We start from the raw sequence: 21,311 nt of genomic DNA on the forward strand, positions 1-21,311 counted from the left end.
CCATTGCCAAGTCAACCCGGCGGTGGACTTTTTGCTGCGACAGCACCTGGATCATCCTGCCGTGGAGGCGAAAGGGGTATCTATTGATATATCGTAGTCGGCCGCGAACCGCAGCTCGCGGAGCGGTCGGACCCGTTTAATCGACTCCTGGTAGAGATCGTGCGCTTTGTACGCTGCGAGCTCCGCCTCGCTGTCGAACTCACCATAGACCACGATGTCGATATCGTTGCCGAGCTGATCGGTCTTGCGGTTGCGGGCAACCTCAAGCCGGCGCGCATGTGGTATCGTGGTGAGAAGCGAAAGACCTTCGATGATATGGTCGATATGCGCCTCGTCCTTGGCGCTGAAGAAGACGATGTGACGAATCATGGCCGTCCGTGGAGATGTCGCTAGCGGGTGCCATAACTATCTGGGAATAGAGCCCGTTGCAATGAGACTAGTCGCTTGCAGCATGATCGTCGCTTGCGATCGTCGGCGATCCGCAATGAAGCTTGCCAGACTTGCTCAGGACGCCGGAAGGGCAAGGCGTTCAATGGTTTGAATGTGCCGCGTGAGCAGGTTACAGGCTTGATCGACGTTGCGCGTTCGCAAGGCTTGCAGAATCAGGCGGTGATCTTGATTGGAGCGCGGTTGCCAGCCCACCGATCGCGCCATCGCGAACACCAATCGAGAATTGGCAAGCTGCAGTCCATCGAGGCTCGCGAGCAGACGCGGCATTCCGCACGGCGCGACCAAGGCTTGGTGAAAGGCACGGTTAGCCGTCTCAAACTCCTCGATCGTCTTTGCATTGTCTCCTTCGATCAGGGCGAGCTCGATCTGAGCCAAATGAGCTGTTGTGAGCCTTGGCCCCGAATGCCGCAATGCCACCACTTCGAGCGCGGCGCGCATTTCGGCGATCTCCTTCACTGAACGGGTATCGAGCGGGGCAACCCGAACACCGCGACGCGGGACAGCGACAACAAGATGTTGTGCCTGCAGTTGCCGAAAGGCCTCGCGCACGGGGACGTGGCTGGAATTGAATTCTCGTGCCATGTGATCCTGACGGAGCGGCGCGCCTGGCTCTAAGGCGCCGCTGATAATGCGCTCAGCGATTGAGTCCGCGATGCGCGCGACCGTCGTCATGTTATCAGTAGCGATCATAGATTATCTACCGCAATAACCGGTGCATTTGCGAGGCAGCTCGATTAGCATCTCTTCGAGAGCGATGACTATAGATAATTGACGCGATTATCTACAATTGAGCGGGATTGGGGTATGGATGCTGCTGCGCAAGTCCAGAAGGAAGCAGGCAACGGGGCGCAGATTCGCTGTCATTGGAACGTCGAAGAGGCTAAGGCGCTCTACGACCTTCCTTTTGCCGATCTGATGCTTCAGGCGCAGCGCGCTCATCGCAAGAACTTCGATCCAAACCACGTCGAAACTGCGAGCCTGCTCAGCATCAAGACGGGCGGCTGTCCGGAAGACTGTGGCTACTGCTCGCAAAGCGCGCATTACGAGACCGGCCTGAAAGCCACCCGTCTGATGCGTTGCGCCGATGTGGTTGCGACCGCGCAGCGCGCGAAGGATGCCGGCGCCACGCGCTTCTGCATGGCCGCGGCCTGGCGCACGCCAAAAGATCGCGATCTTGATTCCGTCTGCGACATGGTCAGGGCGGTCAAGGGACTCGGCATGGAAACGTGCGTCACGCTCGGCATGCTGACAACGAAGCAGGCCGCGCGCCTCGCCGAGGCCGGCCTTGACTTCTACAATCACAACGTCGACACATCGCCCGAGTTCTACAGCAAGATCATCACCACCCGCAGCCTGCAGGACCGCATCGATACGCTGGCGCATGTGCGCGATGCCGGCATCAAGATCTGCTGCGGCGGGATTATCGGCATGGGCGAGCGCGTCGAGGACCGCCTAGGTATGCTCGTGCTGCTCGCCAATCTTCCCAACCATCCCGAAAGCGTGCCCATCAACCTGTGGAACACGATCGAGGGCGTGCCGGTGGAAAACACCGCGGAGCCTCCCGATCCGATCGCGCTGGTCCGGCTGCTGGCGACCGCGCGGATCATGATGCCGAGGAGTGTGGTTCGCTTGTCCGCCGGGCGGCAATACATGACCGATGAATTGCAGGCGCTTTGCTTCTTGGCCGGCGCAAATTCAATCTTCGTCGGCGACGTGCTCTTGACCACCAAAAACCCGAAAGTTGATCGCGACGCGGATCTGCTGGCCCGGCTCGGCATCACGTCCGGGCTCGCCTGACGGAAGCAGAAGCGCACAATGTGTTACCCCTACATACAGCCTGGGTGAGGAATGCAGATAACTTTGATGAAGGGCAAAATCCATCGCGCCTCAGTGACCGAAGCTGATCTGCACTATGAAGGCTCGATCTCGATAGATCGTACGCTCCTGGACGCGGCAGGAATGGTGATCAACGAGCGCGTCGAAATCTACAATGTCGAAACAGGGACGCGCTTTGCCACCTACGTGATCGAGGCGCCGCCGATGTCTGGCACGATAAGCCTGAACGGTGCGGCCGCCCGACTGGCGATGCCCGGAGACAAGATCATTATCGTTGCATATGCCTCATTCGACGAGGCCGAAGCAAAGATATTCAAGCCACGCATTGTGCGCGTGGACCGAGACAATCGCATCCTGGCAAGTTCAACCTAAAGGGCCATCCTTCCTTCTTAAGCGGCCAACGCATCTTTTGCGTGATTTGATGCGATCCTCGGAGTGATGAATGCGGTCAATCCAAACGGCTAGACTTAGTCCCTACGTCGCAGCGTTGAATGCCTTGAACGAAGATAAACGGCTGCGCTGCCTCAAGCCGCGCGTGGGGATCGATTTCGCATCGAACGACTATCTGGCGCTCGGGAACGCCTCGCGCATCAAAAAGGCGATGGTCGCTGCGCTCGAGGCGGGCACTCCGGTTGGAGCCGGCGGGTCGCGGCTTCTGCGCGGCAATTGCGAGGAGCATGAACGGCTCGAAACGGAAGCGGCCCAGTTCTTTGGCGCGGAGGCAGCGCTTTTCTTTGGAGGCGGCTACATCGCAAATTTTGCCCTCCTGACAACGCTGCCGCAGCGCGGCGATCTGCTCGTTCTCGATTCGCTCGTGCACGCCAGTATTCACGAGGGGGCGCGGGCCGGCCGCGCAGAGTGTCGAATTCACGCGCACAATGATCCCCAGTCAGTCGAAGACGCAATTCGCGATTGGCGAAACAAAGGTGGGGCGGGCCGCGTCTGGATTGTGGCCGAAAGTCTCTATAGTATGGATGGCGACTTCGCTCCACTCGAAGAGCTGGTGGCAATCGCCGATCGCCAAGACGCGTTTCTGATCGTGGATGAGGCTCATGCCACAGGCGCTTACGGGCATCAGGGACGAGGGCTCACGGCCCCTTATGACAGGCGCGAAAATCTCATCGTCGTTCATACCTGCGGCAAAGCGCTCGGTGCTGCGGGTGCACTTGTTACGGCCTCCGGCATCTTGCGCGATTTCATGGTCAACCGCTGCCGTCCGTTTATTTTTGCCACCGCCCCGTCACCATTGATGGCCGTTGCGGTTCGAGAGGCACTCCTCACCCTGCAGAAAGAGCCGGAGCGGCAGCAACGGCTGGCCAAACTCGTTGCGTTCGCGCATCGGCAGATCACCTCGCTTGGTTTGAGCACACCATCGACCTCTCAGATCGTGCCGTACATCGTAGGTGACAATGCTCATGCAATGCGACTTGCCTCTGCTCTGCAGGCGCGCGGCTTCGATATCCGCGGAATTCGGCCGCCAACCGTCCCTGCAGGCACCGCCCGCTTGCGAATTTCGTTGACACTCAATGTTGGAGAAGCGGACGTGCGCGCAATGCTCGATGCGCTGGTTGAGGTGACGAGGGGCTCGTTTTGATGAATAAGCGGATCGTCGTGACTGGTACGGACACCGGGGTCGGCAAAACGGTATTTTCCGCAGGGCTGGCCGGCCTTCTCGGCGCGAATTACTGGAAGCCGGTCCAGGCTGGACTCGAACAAGAGACCGACTCCGAGTGCATCCGCCGGCTCGGTGGCCTCTCGTCCGATCGGATTGTCCCGGAGCTCTATCGACTTCGGACGCCTGCGTCGCCCCATTACTCCGCGGAGATCGACGGTGTTGGCATAGATACAGAGACGCTTCGACTGCCGGACAGCGGCGAGCGGCAACTCGTGATCGAGGGCACCGGCGGACTCATGGTGCCTCTGACGGCGCGCACTCTTTACATCGACATCTTCGAGCGCTGGCAGCTTCCCGTCGTGCTTTGCGCAAGGACGGGACTGGGCACAATCAATCACTCCCTTCTATCCATAGAGGCTCTGCGGAAGCGTCAGATTCGAATCCTTGGAATTGCGTTCATTGGCGAAAGAAACGCCGAAACTGAAAGCGCGATTTGCGAGATCGGGAGAGTGCGTTGGTTGGGACGGCTCCCGTGGCTTGTTCCCCTCACGGACGATAGGCTGCAGGCCGCTTTCAAAAACTCCTTTGTTAGTAGCGATTTCCTGAACCTATGAAGATAGCCAAGAGGTCGCCGATCTGGCACCCGTTCACGCAGCATGCTCTACAGCGAGACATGACGAAGGTGCTGCGGGGAGAGGGGGCTTATCTCTACACCGAAGATGGCCGACGCCTTATCGATGCAATCTCCTCCTGGTGGGTCGTGACCCACGGCCATTGCCATCCATGCATCGTGAACGCGATCCGAGAACAGGCAGGCAAGCTCAGCCAGGTCATCTTCGCCGGATACACTCACGACCCGGCTGAGCAAGTTGCGACGGAACTATTGAAGGTCACCTCCCCGGCGCTCGAGCATGTGTTCTTCTCCGATAGCGGGTCAACCAGCGTCGAAGTCGCGCTGAAAATGGCGCTCGGCTACTGGCGCAATACCGGAAGACAGCGAACCCAAATTGTGGTGATGCAGCACTCATACCATGGCGACACGATCGGGGCGATGTCGGTAGGTAGTCGAGGCGTCTTCAATGCGGCCTACGGGGCGCTGATGTTCGAGGTGACCTCGATTCCGTTCCCGGCAAGAGATCGTGAGCAAAGAGCGCTCGATGCGCTTGAAAAGGCGTGCCGAAACGAACATCCCGCAGCCTTTATCGTGGAGCCCCTGATATTGGGTGCCGGTGGAATGCTGATGTATTCTCCCTCGGTGCTAAGAGAGATGAAGCGGATCTGCGAAGCCTTCGACGTCCTGTTCATTGCGGACGAGGTCATGACCGGCTGGGGCCGGACGGGTACCTTGTTTGCGTGTGAGCAGGCCGATGTCACGCCCGATATTGCCTGCTATTCGAAGGGCCTGACGGCTGGGGCGCTGCCGCTCGCCGTCACACTCTGTCGTGCCGATATTTTCGATGCGCATTATTCTGAAGATCGCACGCGTACGTTTTTTCATTCGAGCTCATATACGGCCAATCCAGTGGCCTGTGCCGCCGCCAAGGCTAATCTGGACCTATGGCAGGATCAGGAATATCGCGGGCGGCTGGCATCCTTGGCCAGGATGCAAGAACAGGCACTCGCGCCATTCCGCGCCGATTCACGGTTCGCAAACGTCCGACGCACAGGAACAGTCACAGCGCTTGAACTCAACACGAGCGATGCCGGCTACCTGGCGGACATCGGTCCGAGGCTTTTGGCTTTCTTCCAAGCGCGGAATCTGCTGTTACGCCCACTCGGTAACACAATCTACGTGATGCCGCCTTACTGCGTTACGGCGGCCGACCTTGATGAAATCTATACTGCCATCCGCGACGCTGCTGACCTGCTGATGTGAGATGCACGAGACTGTGCAATCGTCTGCAGTGACAGGATCTTGCAAGCCGAAAGTGTCCGTATTGCTGCCGCTTGATAGTGCAACGAGGATGCGGCACCCAAGCTCGCAGGCCGATCGTGCTTAGGTACTTAGGCGCTTCGGATCCAACTGCCGCAGCAATTCTGCGGGCTAGCCATGAAAGGCGCAGCATTTGGCCGAAATGTCGAGCGAATTGCGTTAATCACGATAGAGAAATCCATTTATCTTGAGCAAATTCTCGGCGAGGCTTTCTGCGGAAAGTACTGCTTCGCGAGGCAGCCGCACATCAGAGTCAAGGCTCTTGATGGCTGCAAGAACCAGGGAGACGGACCGCCGGGCGACCGCACCTTTGGTGCCCGCGTGGTGCTGTGGTCAGAGGACAGCGAGGGCTCCCAAGTACATGTCTGACAGGAGGCGAGAATGCACATTGGCTTCCGTAATTCCCTCGACCATTCAGCCACATGCTGCGCGATATGCGGCGGTAAGTTTGGGCTGATCCGCCATTACTGCTGGCGAACGGCCCTTTGCTCCAAGAAATGCGTCAACCGCTTCAAGGCGCGGCGGGAGGCCGATCAGAAATGGCTTCGATGGCGGCGAGCGGCTTAGGAATGGACTGAGTTGTGCCGGTACGGCCCTGGTCAGAAAATTCGAGTGGTCCTCTAGAGCGCGTGGAAATCAAGTGACAGAAACATCGGCAAAAATAATCGACTTCAGGGCCTACAGGGCCAGCAGGCTGGCTCGGTCTGAGCGCCTTCGCGACGACATCTACTCGACCGCGACTTTCGCTGCGCTTACAGCGGCCTGTCACCTTTGGACGTTCCTGGCCTGCCATCCGTTTGCTTTGCTCGGTGCGCAAGCGCCGAAGCAGGAGTCTAACGAGTACCCCTAGGGGGCAGACACGCAGATGTGCCCTAAAGACGAAGTCCCCACTGCGTGCATCTGCAGCTCGGTCCGGTCGAGCCGTCACCGTTTGGAGAGACTGCAATCAGCCCAGAAACGCGTGCAGATGGTGGCTCGTCGCGAGCGCCGCTCCTCGATTGAGGCCGCGGCTGGCATAGCCGCTGAAACTGCTCGGGAAGACGGGCCATCGGGTGGTTAAATCGCGATGAGGAAGGTCTTATCTCATGGTTGCGCGACCATTGGACTGTTTTTGCGCTGTTCTCCAGTTCTAGAGAGCTGGGATCTCCATCCTCCATGCCATTGACAGGTTTCTCCCGCGTTCTCTAGGAAGCGCCGACGGTGTGTGGGGAGCGGATTCAATATGAGCCACAGTTCAGAGCAGCCTCTAGAGCGCGTCACGATTCCGGTACTGCAGCAGTGGAAGGATAAAGGACGGCGTGTCGTGATGACCACCGCCTACGATGCGGTTGCGGCGCGCATCGCGGATCCCATTGTCGATATCATCCTGGTCGGCGATAGCGTTGGAAACGTCTGCCTGGGATTCGACAACACGCTGCCCGTCAGCGTGGCCATGATGAATCATCACCTGGAGGCTGTTGCGCGCACGAGGCCTCATGCGCTGCTTGTGGCCGACATGCCCTTTCTGAGCTTTCATGTCGGCTCTGAGGATACGATTCGCAATGCAGGAGGTTTTCTGCAGCGTGGCGCCGATGCTGTGAAACTCGAGGGTGGTGCCAAACGCATCGAGATGGTACGCGCCTTGGTCGATTGCGAAATTCCTGTGATGGGACATCTCGGTCTGACCCCGCAGAGCGTCAACGTCATGGGTGGATTCAAGGTGCAGGGACGGACAACGGATACCGCCTTGCGGCTGCTCGATGACGCGCACCGTCTGCAGGAAGCCGGCTGCTTCGCGCTGGTCCTGGAGGGCATTCCTGCCGAGCTCGCGGCGCGAGCGACCGAATGTCTCACGATACCCACCATCGGGATCGGAGCAGGACCCGATTGCTCGGGCCAAGTGCTCGTGTTTCATGATGTCTTGGGGCTAACCGAAGGTCATCGCCCCAAATTCGTTCGTGCCTATGCAAATGGATTCCAGCTGTTCCAGGAGGCGCTGTCGCGCTGGGCTGCCGATATCCACAAAGGTGCATTCCCCGGCTCAGAGGAGTGCTATCGGCTTCCTGATCAGCTTCGGCATGCCGTAGCCAACTGGGTGCCCTCCAACTCAACCTCAAGGTAAGAAATGCAAGTCATTACGAAGGTCGCTGAGCTGCGTCGCGCCCTTGCAGACGTTCGCAATGCCGATAAGCGCATCGGATTCGTTCCGACGATGGGATACCTGCACGACGGCCACCTGGCCCTGATCTCGGCTAGCCGGGGACACTGCGACGTCACTGTCGTTAGCATCTTCGTCAACCCCACTCAGTTCGGCCCAAATGAGGATCTCAGCAGGTACCCTCGCGACTTCGCGCGCGATGAAGCGTTGTGCCGCAGTGCCGGGGTCTCCATCATCTTCGCGCCAAGTGCAGAGGAGATCTATCCGGCTCAATTTGAGAGCTTTGTCGAGCCGGGCGAACTCGCAAAACCGCTCTGCGGAGCTTTCAGGCCTGGACATTTTCGTGGTGTAGCGACTGTCGTCTGCAAGCTATTCAACATGGTGCAGCCGGACGTCGCGTACTTTGGACAGAAGGATTTTCAGCAATGCGCTGTGATACGCCGCATGACGGTTGATCTGAATCTTCCGATCGAGATTGTCACTGTGCCAACCGTGCGCGAGCCAGATGGGCTGGCAATGAGCAGTCGCAACCGTTATCTCAGCCCGGAAGAACGTGGTCGGAGCCTTGCGGTCAGCCGTGGCTTGTTCGCCGCAGCGCAAGAGTTTGCCTCAGGGGAGCGCGACGGGGCAACGCTGATTGCGCTTGCAAGAAAGCATATGGAAAGGGTCGATCGACTGCAGTACCTTGAGCTTGTCGACACTGGGACCCTAAAGATTGCCGAGAGTCCTCTGCGCTATCCGGCGGTGCTCTGTGTCGCAGCGTACGTAGGCTTCACTCGGTTGATCGACAATGTAGTCCTGTCCTGGTCGCCATCGTAGCCAGATCCGCAAGTGATTGCGCTCAGAAGCCGTCGAGCCGGGGGGCACTGAAATCCTCAACATCCAGGAAGAACTCTCGAAGGCGATACGGAACTGCCGTTTGCGTGCTGAACAACTACCACACGCTCGAGCTCATGATGTCGGCTGGAGATTGGCTCTGCCGCTGACGGGGTGGAGCGAGGCGGGGCCGCTCCCACGCTGCCGAGAGCAGCCAAGTGCGAGTTCGCTTTCCGTATTATGACTTCGGCGGCTCGCTCGGACACTCCGGGACGTTCCGGCCGCTTTGCGCGCGTTTTACGACGTCGCGCAAAACAATTTCAGAAAGTCGTACAACCAGCTGTTTGAGTCGCGCAATCTCCCGCTTGCAGCGCTCCAGCTCGTGCTGTTCGTCTGTCATCACAGATGGTGTGCGACGATGGCTGCTGCCGAAATGATTCATGTAGCTCCCTTTCCAATTCGACAAACACAGCAGATAATTGCAGCCCAGTCGCTTCTCTTCCCTGAACGAGGCGCCTCGGCGTCAGATCGGAGCGTTTCACACGCAGCCCGCGGTGGGCTGGTTGCTAGCTCACTCCCTGCAAAGGGCTTGCGCCCAGCTCGCGGATGCGACGGCACTTTCGGCGACGCCATCTCGCTCGTCGCTCTTGCTCAGTTGCAGTAATGGCCCCAACAATGTGGCCGCGGAATATGCCGCCCTCCGGCTGCATGTGATTGCTCTGGGCGGAGACTGTAACAAAGTGGCAATATCGATTAATGCAACGAGCCGCGCTCTCGCGCTCAAATCCTGCATTACGGCAGCGCCCCCGATAATTTTCACGCGACGTTCGCTGTCCGTGCTGGGGTCCTTCAGCTACACCAGGCTTATATATCCAAAACGCAAGTCGCTACCGAGATCACCGCCTGCAAGCGGGCCTCGCCAAAGGAGCTTCGCTCAAAATCGTGTGCTGCCAATACGTGCGATTATGGATCAATAACCACGCGCCCATGACCAAGAAATTACTTCACGATCGCGCAGACGATCTCGTCAAGCTGCATAAAGCTGAAGTTCCCTCAAGAGCGGCCAGGGAGCGAGTCAAGGGGGCACTGAGCGCGGGCGCCGGATCCTGGCCCGATTTCGTCGCCAGACGTGGGGCGGGCGCCGGTTTTTGACGCACTTCACCGCATGAATTGAAGTCCCTCTACAGTGCGGGATGCCAAGCGCTCGGGTTTGGAGCCGATAGGGCCGTGTCGTGAGACGACATCGGAGCAGGGCAGTGGCAAGCTATTTCTACCAACTCCATCGGGCAGGTGTGCCAAAGCATTGGTTGGACGCAGCGGGCGCGATAAACGGCAAATCCTCTAGCCGCAATTGAACCTGATGAGGCTCGGCAACGAACTAGCACCGTCCGAGCATTGGCCTGCCGCAGCCGCCCGGTCTAATCGCAGAGCATGATCGCAGGGCGCTCACATTGGCCTCTGAGCTCTAGTAAGCTTGTCTGTTAAGCCGAGACGGCCGACGAGAAGACAAAAGCAGGCCGATCAAGCGAGCTGCCGCAATGGTCAGCGATCGCAGAGGTGCTGGACATTGCATCGCGCTGGAAATCTGCTGCCGGCAGTCGCGGAGGCTCATAAGATCTGATGTACTTGAGTTCCGGTCCAGCAAATGCCCATTATCTTCCTCGATGGTATGAGGGAGATCTCCCAATGCTGGACGGTGCCACCACCGCGCTTCTGCGTACGATCCGGGATGAGGTTTGCGAAAGCGTCTCACCGTATGACGCCGGCGTTCGCGCCTACGTTGCCTCCAAAATCCTGGAGGCCGCCACCAGAGGTGAGACGCGCCCCGATCTGCTTAAACAAATCTGTCAGGAAGCTCTTTCCAGAGCACCAACGATGTGGCGATAGATCTAGGACGTGGCTTGTCATTGAGGTGAATTTCCAAGTCACAGTGCTGAAGATCCTGGCCCGCTATCCAGGTTCGCGCGCGACCGTCGCGTCGCCTGCGGCATAGTGGTCCGGCCACCTCGCAGCGGTGTATCGTGGTTGCAAATCGATGGCGGCCTAACTCACCCAAGGCGCGGCGTTATCCGATGTGAATCGGTTGGCGCGTTGCTCGCTGCGAGGCCGCTCGCTGAAACGAGAGAGCAGCTCGCACAACAGGCAGCGCACAGAGCTTGGCGCACCCACCCTTGCGCGCCACGATGTCGGTGAGGCGTCGCGCTAATAACCTTCGTCCGAAACGAGGGCGAACTCAGTGTTCGGCGCCGGAGCGCCATCACTCAAGCGAGCCGGTGCGCCTTGCTGTTTACTCCTGTGCGAGCGCCGCAAGTGCCCTTTCGATCACTGTGATGTCTTGACTGACCTGAGCGATCGCTGGCTTCGGATCAACTCCGGTAACGCACTTCAACTGCTGCAGTAGCTCCCGCCGATGCGCCAGAAGGTTCTCCAGCGCGCTGCGGTTGTTTAGTTTCACATAGCCGTCGACAATCAATCCAATCGAAAGAGACATCGAAACTCTCAAACAAAGCTATTCTCAACGAAAATGCGTATAGCACATCGGCAAACGATGTTCAGCTCGTCAGAGAGAATACTGACGGGCGAGCTTGTTAGCGACAAGCGTCCGGCGCCCGGGGCGTGACCGCCTATTTTTTGCGCCTTACAACCGTCCAGCTCTGTTTGAGCGACTAGCCGAGCAGAAAGACGGCTATGGCGAGCCAAGAACGCTGCGGATCGTCGCGATGGAAGTGCTAGGCTAGGGGAAAGAATGATATCACGAACTAGCATGGTCCTTATCCGCCTGCCGAACGGCTTCCGAGATGCGATGACAGGCGGCGCGTTGATCGACGACATGCTCGCCCGAATATCTCTTCGTAGAGATTGCGACGACCTCAGGAGCATCCAGGATGCTTGATGAATATTTGGCCCGCATTCGTGCTCACCGCAACAACATCTACCGCTATCGTCGCCTGCTGAAGTCGAACCTGTCGGATGTCGAACGTCAGTTTATTGAAAAGCGCCTCACCGAAGAGCAGACCGCGCTCGAATCTCTTTCGGCCGAGACCTTCCCGCTCGCGTTTAGCCTTTCGAGGGGACGTACATGCCGGCAAGCTAGGTGCGGAGTCGCGAACGACGCGCGCATTCGGGGCCACGCGATTTCTCGCCGACGGCATCATCATGAGCTTGTGACCCGGCAAACAATCGATGATATCCGCCCGCTGTTGGACTAGCCCCAGGACCTGATCTGCTGACCTGCACGTGAGTTCATTCGGCTCGGGTATCAGGTGCTCAATCTATATCGGCATTTGCCCATAGCGGATTAGAAAGCCGCGCCGATCGGGCTCGGCTGCGAAATACCTTCGCGCCGATATTTCAACTACTCGCCGTCGGGCAAATGGCAGGCCTTTTGCGTGTAGCCGATCCCATAGGACTGCTGCACAGGCTCTCCGCGACCGACGGTTGGTTGTTTCGACGGAACGCAGTCGGCCGCGCGACAGGGAAGTCGCAGTTCCGAGGCAGAACAACGGCCTCCAGCTTTTGGATCAATCAGTTCAACCTGCACCGGGCAATCGAACACTATGCTTGTGCGTAGCCTGCGCGACGTCGAAGCAACCGATCACTTCGTCGATTGGGGCACTAGCCACCGCCTTCTGACGGATAAGGACGGCATGGGTTTTAGTATCTGCCACACGGTAGTGCGCGCTAACACCGTTTCGCTTCTGCAATACCGGAATCATCTCGAAGCCTGCTAGTGCATCGGCGGAGAGGGCGCGGTCGAGGACATGGACAGCAATGTCTTTCCCATTCGCAAGGGTGACATGTATGTGCTTGACAAGCATTTCCTGCGCGGGGGGCGGAATAACGACATGATCCTCGTTAGCATCTTCAACCGCCCCCTCACCGGAACCGAGCGCCACAAGCTCGATGACCCGGCAGGCTCCACATATTGAGCAATGCCAAGAAACGCCAAACCAACATGAACTGCCGCTGATTGTGAGAAACATTTACTCGGGCGATCCAGCACTGCCTCGTATCGCACGCGCGGACCTCAGAAAAGGTCCTTGCCCGGTTTTACGAAAGGCGCACGCGATGCGCTTCGGCGGAGCTGACAAAATTACTTTGGCATTCCAGGTCCATTTTCCCTTGTCCGGAAGACCAGGCGGGCTAAGGCTTGAACCTATTGATAGCGCGCTCAGTTGTACGATGTCTGGCGACGGTGTTGGACCGCTGACATAGCACTACTGTGGCTATCGCATTGATTGCGCTCGATTTCACCTTTGGCACGATACATGCGTAATCGTCTAAAGGGCGCCATAGAGGAGAAGTCGTTCGATGAGAACGCTTACCAGAAACTCTGACGCGGTTGAGTGGCAGCTGCGATACTGCTTGCACTATATTTTGCAGGGGTGGCCATGAGCGTACGAGGCAAATTGGGGGATGGAAACGCCAATCACGACTTGGCTGCGTTGGACTCTTACATTCTGTTCACAAACGAAGGCGGCTGGCATGCCAGCTTAAGAAGCCGAGTGACGGTCAGTCCCCCCTTCAAGTTACGCTCTGTCTCGTCAATTTTGCGATGAAATTGCCAATCTTACGATCGAAGAAAGGAAAGGTTTACTTTCAATAAGGCGCTGACATCTTAGTTCGGTTTTTAACAGCCGCGCTGTGGCGTCGATGCCGCCTCGAACGCAACCGGAAATTACACCTGATACTCCACTTCGCCTTGGCGATGCCGTGAAGATCGCATTTCCTTTGGGAGGAATGACGGTCGCGGGTTTGCGTCGGGAGCGCGACCGTAATCGACTGATTATCGAGAAGATTGCCGGCAAGGAATTTACAACGCTGGCTCATATCGGACGGATGAGAGAGCTATGCCGCGAAGAAGCAGGGGCGCCCGACTTCAGCTCAAGGCTGCCCGCCACAACAAGAGCGCATAAAACACTCACCATGCAACCTGGATCATCAGAGACAACGGCCGGGATGTCAGCACAGGCTGCGTTGCAGAAGAGATTGCGGCCGCGGAGGAAAAGCTAGGAGATTACATCTGCTCTAAACACACCCCAAAGCGAAGAATCCGCCACATAGACGATATCGCTATCGCGAATGTCCTCTCGATTTATTTAGACGCGCACGCAATCTTCGCGGCCGTTTCAACGTCGATAGCGAGGGCAAAGTTAGATCGCCGATATCCGCAACTTTAAGAAGCGGATCGGACCATTGAAAGGGCGGTGGGGAGTAAAAATGCGCGAAGCCATCCCAGTCGTCGGGTGCTTGACGGGGGCTGGTTGGTATCGAGAGGTACGGCGATCCGCTTGCCGCTCTGGTCAGCCGCTACGATCACGTGATCGGCGTACAGGGTGCCAGTCGTGCAATGTTTTGGGCCATTGAGCTGTAATCCGGCTCGGTCCGACGTCTGGTAGCGATCGCCAGCGCCGACGCCCAACTCGGTAACTCGGTTGTCGCGACTCCGACATAGCTCACTATTTCGCGATGGCTCGATGGCTCTGAGGCACCGCGCTTTGGTGGCCTCATCCTTGTTCAGGCGTAAGTCCTCGACCAGGTTGAAGTGTGCCCTCTGCGCCTGTGGCAGATTGGAGTCTGTAGCCGCAAGTGCAATGAGCAGATCGAAGGTCTGACGAAGCGCTGCGCCGAGACCACCGAACTCGATCGGAACCCGCAAGGCTCTAATGCAGTCTGGCCCTCCAACGGCAGGGAACTATTCTTTCGTGAGCGTGGATTTTCGGTCTACTGAGTTGCGCGGAGAGAAGCAGAACAATGACCATTCACCACGCGGACCTCACATCAGCGACGGAGAACTGGAGAACGGTTGAGCGCCTAATCCAAAGGACGGATTGCCAAAATGCTGACCGGTTGGCTCAACTGTCTGTATGATCCGGCGGTGCTTACCGGCAGCGTGCGAAGGCACATCATAGCGTTCAGGAAATAGTGCTCGATAGCTGACTGGTGCGCCTCAGAGATGCCGACCAATTTATGCCTGAAAGCCGGTAGTTGCTGCGCGAGCGATCCTGGCCTCGACCCGCTCCATTAGCCCAAGCCGGGATAAGCCAGTCGACTCTGGAGGGACCGCCGATTGGCGACGAGGTTGTCAAGGTGCAGCGGCCCGTGCACTGGCCGCTCTCCTTGGGCCAATCGTCGAACCAGCGCCCGCGTGCCGTCCACCACAAAGACGCCGCAATCATAGCTGTTCCGCTGCTGGGCCATGCTGGGTGACTCCAGGCGGGCGCGCAGCCGTCGTGCGAGCTGCGCTGCCGCCTCGTGGTTGTGTCCCCGGACAGAGTCGTAGTGATAGGCAATCGGCTCTCCTCGCGTGTGGCGATCAAGGAGCAGCAGCGACCAATGCGTGCCGAGGCGATTAGGATCCATAGCGTCGTTCACTGGCAGGAACAGGAAGTCGGCCGTATCATTACCATTTGGATCGTAGACGATGCGCTGGAATGCACGGAGCATGTCGGGCTCGGCGCCGAAGCGCAGTTGATAGTGAGCTATCAGGGGATCCACGAACTGCGCCAGAGCGGCGAGTTCCGGACGGCCCCGCCGCAACTCCTCCGCCAGGAGCTCGTAATCCCTGTGGATATGCTTGTCGCCCAGCCATTCCTCGGCGCCGAGCTCTAGTCCACTGCGGCCGTGGGAGGAGCCGGTCGGATCCAAAGCCCCGATCTGAGCATCGGCGGATGTGCGCGGGAAAGGCGCATAACGAGCATCATCACGCAGCTCCTGCAGCGTGGGCGGATCTAGATCAATCATCGGCGGTCTGGGAGCATCCCGACCAACAAATGATACAGAACCAGCGTAAGTATCTGAGCGAACCCTGGCAGGATGGACTGGCGCAAAGTGAGCATCGTCCCGCAACTCGGACGGCGTCGGCGCATTCAGATCAACAAATGGCTCAAGACCAGCGTAGGTGTCTGAGCGAACCCTGGCAGGATCGGCTGGCGCAAAGTGAGCATCATCCCGCAACTCGGACGGCGTCGGCGCATTCAGATCAACAAATGGCTCAAGACCAGCGTAGGTGTCTGAGCGAACCCCGGCAGGATCGGCTGGCGCAAAGTGAGCATCGTCGCGCAACTCGGACGGCGCTGGCGCATTCAGATCAACAAATGGCTCAAGCCTGCCCTTAGCATTTGACGCGGGCCTGGATGGTGATCCCGGTTCTTGCAGCTGTTCACTCAACCAAACCCAAGCTCCAGCGCTTTGGCTGGCCGGCGTTGAGGGAAGATCCTGCGCCGAGCCGGAAAACCGATCGCCCTGCGCGGCCGGCGAGCTCGGCTGCTCAGGGCCTGGCAGCCCCAGCTCTCGGTTCGCCTCGATGAGTTTCAAGTAGCTGCCAAGGTGCGACAAATCGGGACCGTGTACTCTGCCTCTAGTCCGTTGGAATGCTACCACGTCATTGTCGAGGGATAACTGCTCCCTGCTGGAGCCGTTTAGCCGCCCAATAATGCTCCCTTTGCCATTCCCTCTAAGCCACGCACTCAGCGCACGAAGACGTGTCGCCCGCTGTTGCGCAGACTGCCTCAGCTTCGCAGTCGGGGTTTTAAGATCTTTCAGGGCTTGGCTCAGCGCGCCCTCAATGAGCGGCGCATCTTCTGGATGAGGAACCTGGCGACGGGGGGCACCGAGAACGCGGGGTTCGGGTGCTTCGACTTCTTCACCCCCACGTAGCAGCCGCCTGAGAACGTCCAGAGCCGATCTAATGCGGTTCTGGGGGTCACGGCCCAAGCTCCTGTACTTCGCTATTTCCTCATCCAGCGATGAACCGTCTCGCAGCCGAGAAGCTACAGGGCCCCTATGACTTGCGTTGACCCAGCGGACAAAAGTCCTAAGCCCGGAAACACTGTTGTTGATGGCCCCTCCGGTGAGCTTGCGCCGCTCGGCGTCTACACGAAACCTCGCCAAGAGCTCCGCGTCTTCGGCCGGAAGCTGCTCGCCGATCAGCTCGTCCGGCGACGACACCGGAGCTTGCCTCTGCGATGGTGACGCCGCCAGTTGATGGGATGGGGTCTGCATCAGCTGCCGCTCAACGGCGACGCCCTGCGGAGGCGGCGAGGAGCTGGGTCCGTCCATCATCTCCATAAGCAGATCCTGCTGGTTCGCAGGCAGAGTCTCCGGCCAGCTGACAGCTCCGTTCGACCCGCTGTGCTGCGCAGTCGCGGTGAGGGTCCGCCTCGTCTCGGCGCGAACCGCGTCTTCGAGATCAGGAAGGGGGCGAATATGACGCAGGAGTTCGATCGCTCTAGCACCCGCCGGCGACCTCAGGAGATGAGCCAGTGCGGCTCCGGCTTTTCTGCGGCCATAGGGGTCCGCCTCCTTATACCGGCTGACATCTTCATCCAGCGAGTCGTGACCAAGCCGAGCAGCAATGCCGGGCTTATCGTTTTCACGGAGGTAATCACTGAAATCGATAAGAAGAGTTGCATAGCTCCTCGCGGTGTTGGCGGTGCTTGGGGCTGCTTCTTCCTTGTACCTTTTGATGAGATCCGCATCCTGGGGATAGGGATTTCGCTCAACCCGGCTTGCAAACGGCGTGATGCCGCCCGGCGATTGGGAGGCTCGAAGATGATCCAGTGGGGTAGCGATGGCCTGCTCCTCCTTCTCGGCGAACTCCTGGGCATCCCTGTCCAGCGACTTGTCGTAAAGCCGGGAAGCAATGCCCGGCTTGTCGTTCTTTACGAGCCAATGCCCCAAGCTGAGAAGACCACGTAGATTGCGACCGACCGTGCTCTCGGAGGCCCCAGCCTTGATGAGTGCCGGCCTGAGCCCCTCAATAAGAGACGCATCTTCGCAATAAACAGGATCCAGGCTGCTACCTGCGAAAACCAAATTTGCATGGCCGGGCGGTAGCGCCGAGGCATTCAGCATCGTTCTACCGCCTTGACCGTGCGGAGGCGGCGTAGATGGGTGGCCGCTCGCCCGCATGATGGGAATCTGCTCGCCTGGCACGAGGATGTTGCTGTAACGTTCACCCGTCAGCTCGTCGTCCTGATGGCGCCAGTTCACGGGATTAGGGGACTCTGTAGGATCCAATGCCAGGCCATGCCGCGGTGGCTGAAGACACGACGATGCACCGGCTTCGTCGACCGTCCCAAAGAATAAATCTTGATCATCCCCCTCAGCGAGTGCCGCTGGCCAACTGAAGGCGGGCTGCGACCCGCCCTGCTCAGCCGCGGCCTCAATGCCCCCTGCCCGGCAAGTGATTGACGCGACTCCGCCCGGCGACTGAGAGGCGCGGAGACGATCTAGTGCGGTAAGAACGAGGTGCCTGCGACTTTGATCGAAGATCGCAGCGTCGCTGCTCAGCGATTCGTCGTTAAGCCGAGCAGCCACTCCCGGCTTGTTTTTTGCGAAGAGCCACCGGCTGAATCTGCGAAGAGGACCAACATAATTCGTCTTAGCGGTGATCTCCTCGTACCCAGCCTTAACGAGTGCTTCTTGAAGTCCGGAAATCAAGGGCGCGTCTTCGGGATGAAAAGGGGGACCGTTGAGTTTTCTCGCTCCGTTACGGAGATGATCAAGTGCCGCGCCGATACTTTTGTTACCCCCGGCGTCCTTGTAGCGCTTGATCTCTTCATTCAGCGGTTCGTCGTCGTTCCATGTCTCGTCCTGAAGCCGAGCAGCAATGCTACGCTTGTTGTTTGCACGAAGGTAGTGGCTGAAATCCGTGAGAATAGATGCATAGGTTTTGGCGGTACTTGAAGTTCGGGCCGCCACTGCTTGCTTTTTGTATTCTTTGATGAGAGTCCCGTCCTTGGGATAAGGAGTCAGGTCAGGGCGGCCTGCGATCGGTACGACTCCTCCCGTCAATTGAGAGGTCCGCAGATGAGGTAGTGCCCAAGGGACGTTCGCCGTCCCACCTTTTGTTATGAACTCCTCGACATCCTTGTCCATCGACTCGTCATGAAGCCGATCAGCAATGCCCGGCTTGTCGTTTGCAAAGAGCCAACGGCTCAAGCTGAGCAGATAACCGACGTTGCTCGTGGCGGTGCTCTCGGCAGCTCCACCCCTGAGGATCGCCTGCTTAAGGCCGGAAATAAGGCGCGCATCCTTAGCATAAAGCGGATCCTTGCTGCGACCTACCAAGACCCAATTTGACTGAGCGGTCTGCAGCGCTGAGGCGCCCAGCACCGCCTCATCCTCTCCGGCATGCGCCTCAGATCGCGATGCATCCGCTTGATGGGCGCAGACCTGCATGAGCACGGGAGCAGACGGGACAGCGATCTCGCCCAGCTGCTGCTCAAAGGCCGCCGCATCTGTGGACGGAGCCGGTGAGTTCTCTTGCGGGCCCGCGGTGCCCGATTGTTGACGCACCCAGTTGGTGGATTCGAACTTCATTCGTTCTCAGTTTCGGAATATAGGCCAATTTGAAGCCTGAGGTCGCTTGTGATTTGCCACGGAATCGACCGGCAGCATCGAACCCAGCAAAAAACTATCGTGAACGCCCCAGAATGCCGCGTCCAAGCACTCCGACCGCGCGCTCCAGTATTCTTGCAGCGATCGCCAGCTATGATCGCCTCTGGAGACCTGCTCTACGTGCGATAGCTGTCGAGAACCTGACGCGGAGCCGCCGACTTGCTGCAGCGGACACGCAGGCTGCCCCCATGGCCGGAAATCGATAAAGAACCTCCCGAAGAACGGTTCTGTGGGCGTTCTTGAGCCTTCTGGTATGATCGTGCCCCGTGGCGCGGTGTAGCTGAGTGCGGGTCACCACGTTCGCCGGCATGGGCCGGATCGGTTAGCTGGCGATTGCCGGGAGGCTGACGGCGGGGTCATCGCCCAATGGGGCGATCGTTTCCAGTGTTATGTAGCGGCCGCGCTGAACCGCCTACTCGTCGTTCTGCTCGAGCAGGATCGCACCGACGAGGCGGACGATGGCGTCTTCATTGGGAAGATGCCGACAACTTCGGTTCGGCGCTTGATCTCGCCATTGACCCGTTCGAGCGGATTGGTAACCGGTATGGGATGTCTCGGTGCCAACGTTCCGCCGCGCTACCTCGTGGCGTATGGTGCGACCATCGGGACAGAGGCACCGGGAGCACGAAGTGCGGGCAAGCCGATGCACGCGATGAGCCGAGAGCTCGAGTTAGTAGCAGGCCGCCTCTGCGACTCGCCCGGTTGCGCCGAGAGCGCGAATCCGTAGTTGTCGTGTCGCCCGCAGCTCCCGTCATGTGTCCGGCAGAGGAGGTGCGAATGCGACGGGTAATTGGCATTGATATCCGCCGTCCCTTCGGGGAGGTGGTGTTTTGGGAGAGCGGCAGGCTTCGACATGCGGGCCGCATCGATATGACGCGGACTGCGATGGAGGGATTTGGCAAGACCCTGCTGGCCAGTGATGAGGTGGTGCTCGAGGCGACCGGCAACAGCATGGCGGTCTCGCGAGTGCTGGCGCCATTCGTGGCGCGGGTGATTATCGCCAATCCATTGCAGGTGAAGGCGATCGCCCAGGCGCACGTCAAGACCGACAAGATCGATGCCGGCACACTCGCCAGTCTGCAGGCGGCGGGATACCTGCCGCAAATTTGGACGCCTGATGCGGCGACCGAACGCAAGCGCAGGCTGGTGGCGCGGCGAGCTCGTGCGGCATCGCACGCGGCTCAAGAACGAGGTGCATTCGATCCTGCACGCGCACTTGATCCCGAAGTGCCCACATGCCGATCTTTTCAACGTCCGCGGCGGGGCGTGGTTGGCCGCTCAACGGTTGCCGGACGATGAGCGCGCGGCGATCGATCGGCACGTCCGTGAACTGGACCGGCTGGCAGAAGACCTGACCCTGCTCGACCGCGAGCGACGCCATCGACGATTCCGCCGTCAACAGATTGATGACGATCACCGGCGTGAACCTGGCGGTCGCTGCCGGGATCGTGGCGGCGATCGGCGACATCAGCCGATTCAACAGCCCGGCTGAACCCACGGGTGCGGCAGTCGGAACTGGGAGCGGCCCATCACGGCCGCATCAGCAAGATGGGCCGTTCTCACGCGCGCGCCATGCTGGTCGAGGCGGCCTGGGCCGCGGCCAAGGCGCCCGGTCCACTGCATGCTTTTTTCGTACAGATCCGCGCGCGGCGCAGCCATCAGATCGCCGCGGTGGCCGTGGCTCGGAAGCTCACTGTGCTCTGCTGGGATTTGCTGACGAAGGGCGAGGATTACCCGTGGGCGCGCCCGGCCCTGGTTGCCAACAAGACCCGCGCGATGCAACTTCAAGCCGGACATCCGCAACAGAAAGGCAGCCGGCGTGGGCCAGCCTATACCTACAACATCAAGGCGCTGCGCGACCCCGAGATGTTGATTGCCGCCCAGGCCGAGCAAAGCTACGAACGATTCGTGGCGCAATGGAAGCCGCGGCGGCCCAAAACCGGCGCGCGGGCGCCTCAGCTCAGCAAGACAGGCAGTCCGGTGACGCTTACAGCCGACGCGTCACGCTTCGCCACGAGGTCGCCCGCGCCCAACAACCATAATTGCGGCTGACGGCAAGTTCTAGCCAGGAATGCAGTCCCATTCTACGCCAGCGTGCCGCCGTGCTCGGGCCGGTCAAG

16 protein-coding genes and 3 pseudogenes are annotated in these 21,311 nt (G+C 59.1%); 13 read left to right on the forward strand and 6 right to left on the reverse strand.

The window, feature by feature from the left end:
- Nucleotides 1-51: 51 nt before the first annotated feature.
- Nucleotides 52-369 carry a Dabb family protein gene (locus XH85_RS13530; RefSeq protein ID WP_128932196.1) on the reverse strand — a complete coding sequence of 106 codons (318 nt, stop codon included), beginning with the start codon at nucleotides 367-369 and terminating at the stop codon, nucleotides 52-54.
- A gap of 135 nt (nucleotides 370-504) precedes the next feature.
- Entirely contained in the window at nucleotides 505-1,140 is a 636-nt protein-coding gene (locus XH85_RS13535) for a GntR family transcriptional regulator (RefSeq protein ID WP_128932197.1), read from the reverse strand.
- 114 nt (nucleotides 1,141-1,254) lie between these two features.
- On the opposite strand from XH85_RS13535, the gene bioB reads away from it, so the two are divergent.
- The 8 genes from bioB (at nucleotide 1,255) to panC (ending at nucleotide 8,790) form a co-directional block, all read left to right on the forward strand.
- Nucleotides 1,255-2,247, forward strand: a complete 993-nt coding sequence (gene bioB, locus XH85_RS13540; RefSeq protein ID WP_128932198.1) for a biotin synthase BioB — start codon at nucleotides 1,255-1,257, stop codon at nucleotides 2,245-2,247.
- Nucleotides 2,248-2,298: 51 nt separating this feature from the next.
- Nucleotides 2,299-2,658, forward strand: coding sequence for an aspartate 1-decarboxylase (gene panD / locus XH85_RS13545; RefSeq protein WP_128932199.1), 360 nt, complete (start codon nucleotides 2,299-2,301; stop codon nucleotides 2,656-2,658).
- A 70-nt stretch (nucleotides 2,659-2,728) separates the two neighbouring features.
- Nucleotides 2,729-3,880, forward strand: coding sequence for an 8-amino-7-oxononanoate synthase (locus tag XH85_RS13550; protein ID WP_128932200.1), 1,152 nt, complete (start codon nucleotides 2,729-2,731; stop codon nucleotides 3,878-3,880).
- Entirely contained in the window at nucleotides 3,880-4,515 is a 636-nt protein-coding gene (gene bioD / locus XH85_RS13555; RefSeq protein ID WP_128932201.1) for a dethiobiotin synthase, read from the forward strand. Before XH85_RS13550 ends, bioD begins: the two co-directional genes overlap by 1 nt.
- A complete protein-coding gene (locus tag XH85_RS13560; protein WP_128932202.1) occupies nucleotides 4,512-5,777 on the forward strand; it encodes an adenosylmethionine--8-amino-7-oxononanoate transaminase in 1,266 nt (421 codons plus the stop codon). The genes bioD and XH85_RS13560 overlap by 4 nt, the downstream gene beginning before the upstream one ends.
- Before the next feature lie 174 nt (nucleotides 5,778-5,951).
- On the forward strand, nucleotides 5,952-6,203 hold the full coding sequence (locus tag XH85_RS13565) for a hypothetical protein (protein WP_128932203.1): 252 nt from the start codon (nucleotides 5,952-5,954) through the stop codon (nucleotides 6,201-6,203).
- A gap of 853 nt (nucleotides 6,204-7,056) precedes the next feature.
- Nucleotides 7,057-7,935: a 3-methyl-2-oxobutanoate hydroxymethyltransferase gene (gene panB, locus XH85_RS13580; protein WP_164940765.1), complete on the forward strand. Its 879-nt coding sequence runs from the start codon at nucleotides 7,057-7,059 to the stop codon at nucleotides 7,933-7,935.
- A gap of 3 nt (nucleotides 7,936-7,938) precedes the next feature.
- The gene (gene panC / locus XH85_RS13585; RefSeq protein ID WP_128932206.1) at nucleotides 7,939-8,790 is read left to right on the forward strand and encodes a pantoate--beta-alanine ligase; all 852 of its coding nucleotides are present in this window, start codon (nucleotides 7,939-7,941) and stop codon (nucleotides 8,788-8,790) included.
- Nucleotides 8,791-9,025: 235 nt separating this feature from the next.
- Here panC and XH85_RS13595 read toward each other — a convergent pair whose 3' ends face one another.
- Nucleotides 9,026-9,229 carry a hypothetical protein gene (locus XH85_RS13595; RefSeq protein ID WP_128932207.1) on the reverse strand — a complete coding sequence of 68 codons (204 nt, stop codon included), beginning with the start codon at nucleotides 9,227-9,229 and terminating at the stop codon, nucleotides 9,026-9,028.
- 1,244 nt (nucleotides 9,230-10,473) lie between these two features.
- Between XH85_RS13595 and XH85_RS45000 the strand changes: the two genes are divergently transcribed.
- Nucleotides 10,474-10,674: a hypothetical protein gene (locus tag XH85_RS45000; protein ID WP_164940766.1), complete on the forward strand. Its 201-nt coding sequence runs from the start codon at nucleotides 10,474-10,476 to the stop codon at nucleotides 10,672-10,674.
- Between the two features lie 400 nt (nucleotides 10,675-11,074).
- Here the strand turns inward: XH85_RS45000 and XH85_RS13605 are convergent, their stop codons facing one another.
- Entirely contained in the window at nucleotides 11,075-11,278 is a 204-nt protein-coding gene (locus tag XH85_RS13605; protein ID WP_128932208.1) for a hypothetical protein, read from the reverse strand.
- 394 nt (nucleotides 11,279-11,672) lie between these two features.
- Between XH85_RS13605 and XH85_RS13610 the strand changes: the two genes are divergently transcribed.
- From XH85_RS13610 to XH85_RS13625, 3 genes and pseudogenes are all read left to right on the forward strand, one after another.
- Nucleotides 11,673-11,996: a hypothetical protein gene (locus tag XH85_RS13610; RefSeq protein WP_245474070.1), complete on the forward strand. Its 324-nt coding sequence runs from the start codon at nucleotides 11,673-11,675 to the stop codon at nucleotides 11,994-11,996.
- Nucleotides 11,997-12,344: 348 nt separating this feature from the next.
- Nucleotides 12,345-12,716, forward strand: a pseudogene (locus tag XH85_RS13615) (ectoine synthase).
- Nucleotides 12,717-13,500: 784 nt separating this feature from the next.
- Nucleotides 13,501-13,800 carry an excisionase gene (locus XH85_RS13625; RefSeq protein WP_245474071.1) on the forward strand — a complete coding sequence of 100 codons (300 nt, stop codon included), beginning with the start codon at nucleotides 13,501-13,503 and terminating at the stop codon, nucleotides 13,798-13,800.
- A 1,011-nt stretch (nucleotides 13,801-14,811) separates the two neighbouring features.
- Here XH85_RS13625 and XH85_RS13630 read toward each other — a convergent pair.
- Nucleotides 14,812-19,113 (reverse strand): Ulp1 family isopeptidase, encoded by a 4,302-nt coding sequence (locus XH85_RS13630; RefSeq protein ID WP_245474073.1) that lies wholly within the window; start codon nucleotides 19,111-19,113, stop codon nucleotides 14,812-14,814.
- A gap of 400 nt (nucleotides 19,114-19,513) precedes the next feature.
- A pseudogene (locus XH85_RS13635) lies at nucleotides 19,514-19,731 on the reverse strand (transposase); the annotation flags it as partial.
- 255 nt (nucleotides 19,732-19,986) lie between these two features.
- On the opposite strand from XH85_RS13635, the pseudogene XH85_RS13645 reads away from it, so the two are divergent.
- A pseudogene (locus XH85_RS13645) lies at nucleotides 19,987-21,129 on the forward strand (IS110 family RNA-guided transposase); the annotation flags it as partial.
- Between the last annotated feature and the right edge of the window lie 182 nt (nucleotides 21,130-21,311).

The sequence above is a fragment of the Bradyrhizobium zhanjiangense genome (assembly GCF_004114935.1).
Lineage (GTDB): Bacteria > Pseudomonadota > Alphaproteobacteria > Rhizobiales > Xanthobacteraceae > Bradyrhizobium > Bradyrhizobium zhanjiangense.

Coding starts and splice junctions, on each gene's coding strand:
- XH85_RS13530 (WP_128932196.1), bottom strand. CDS start 369: ATGATTCGTCACATCGTCTTCTTCAGCGCCAAGGACGAGGCGCATATC.
- XH85_RS13535 (WP_128932197.1), bottom strand. CDS start 1,140: ATGATCGCTACTGATAACATGACGACGGTCGCGCGCATCGCGGACTCA.
- bioB (WP_128932198.1), top strand. CDS start 1,255: ATGGATGCTGCTGCGCAAGTCCAGAAGGAAGCAGGCAACGGGGCGCAG.
- panD (WP_128932199.1), top strand. CDS start 2,299: ATGCAGATAACTTTGATGAAGGGCAAAATCCATCGCGCCTCAGTGACC.
- XH85_RS13550 (WP_128932200.1), top strand. CDS start 2,729: ATGCGGTCAATCCAAACGGCTAGACTTAGTCCCTACGTCGCAGCGTTG.
- bioD (WP_128932201.1), top strand. CDS start 3,880: ATGAATAAGCGGATCGTCGTGACTGGTACGGACACCGGGGTCGGCAAA.
- XH85_RS13560 (WP_128932202.1), top strand. CDS start 4,512: ATGAAGATAGCCAAGAGGTCGCCGATCTGGCACCCGTTCACGCAGCAT.
- XH85_RS13565 (WP_128932203.1), top strand. CDS start 5,952: ATGAAAGGCGCAGCATTTGGCCGAAATGTCGAGCGAATTGCGTTAATC.
- panB (WP_164940765.1), top strand. CDS start 7,057: ATGAGCCACAGTTCAGAGCAGCCTCTAGAGCGCGTCACGATTCCGGTA.
- panC (WP_128932206.1), top strand. CDS start 7,939: ATGCAAGTCATTACGAAGGTCGCTGAGCTGCGTCGCGCCCTTGCAGAC.
- XH85_RS13595 (WP_128932207.1), bottom strand. CDS start 9,229: ATGAATCATTTCGGCAGCAGCCATCGTCGCACACCATCTGTGATGACA.
- XH85_RS45000 (WP_164940766.1), top strand. CDS start 10,474: ATGCTGGACGGTGCCACCACCGCGCTTCTGCGTACGATCCGGGATGAG.
- XH85_RS13605 (WP_128932208.1), bottom strand. CDS start 11,278: ATGTCTCTTTCGATTGGATTGATTGTCGACGGCTATGTGAAACTAAAC.
- XH85_RS13610 (WP_245474070.1), top strand. CDS start 11,673: ATGCTTGATGAATATTTGGCCCGCATTCGTGCTCACCGCAACAACATC.
- XH85_RS13630 (WP_245474073.1), bottom strand. CDS start 19,113: ATGAAGTTCGAATCCACCAACTGGGTGCGTCAACAATCGGGCACCGCG.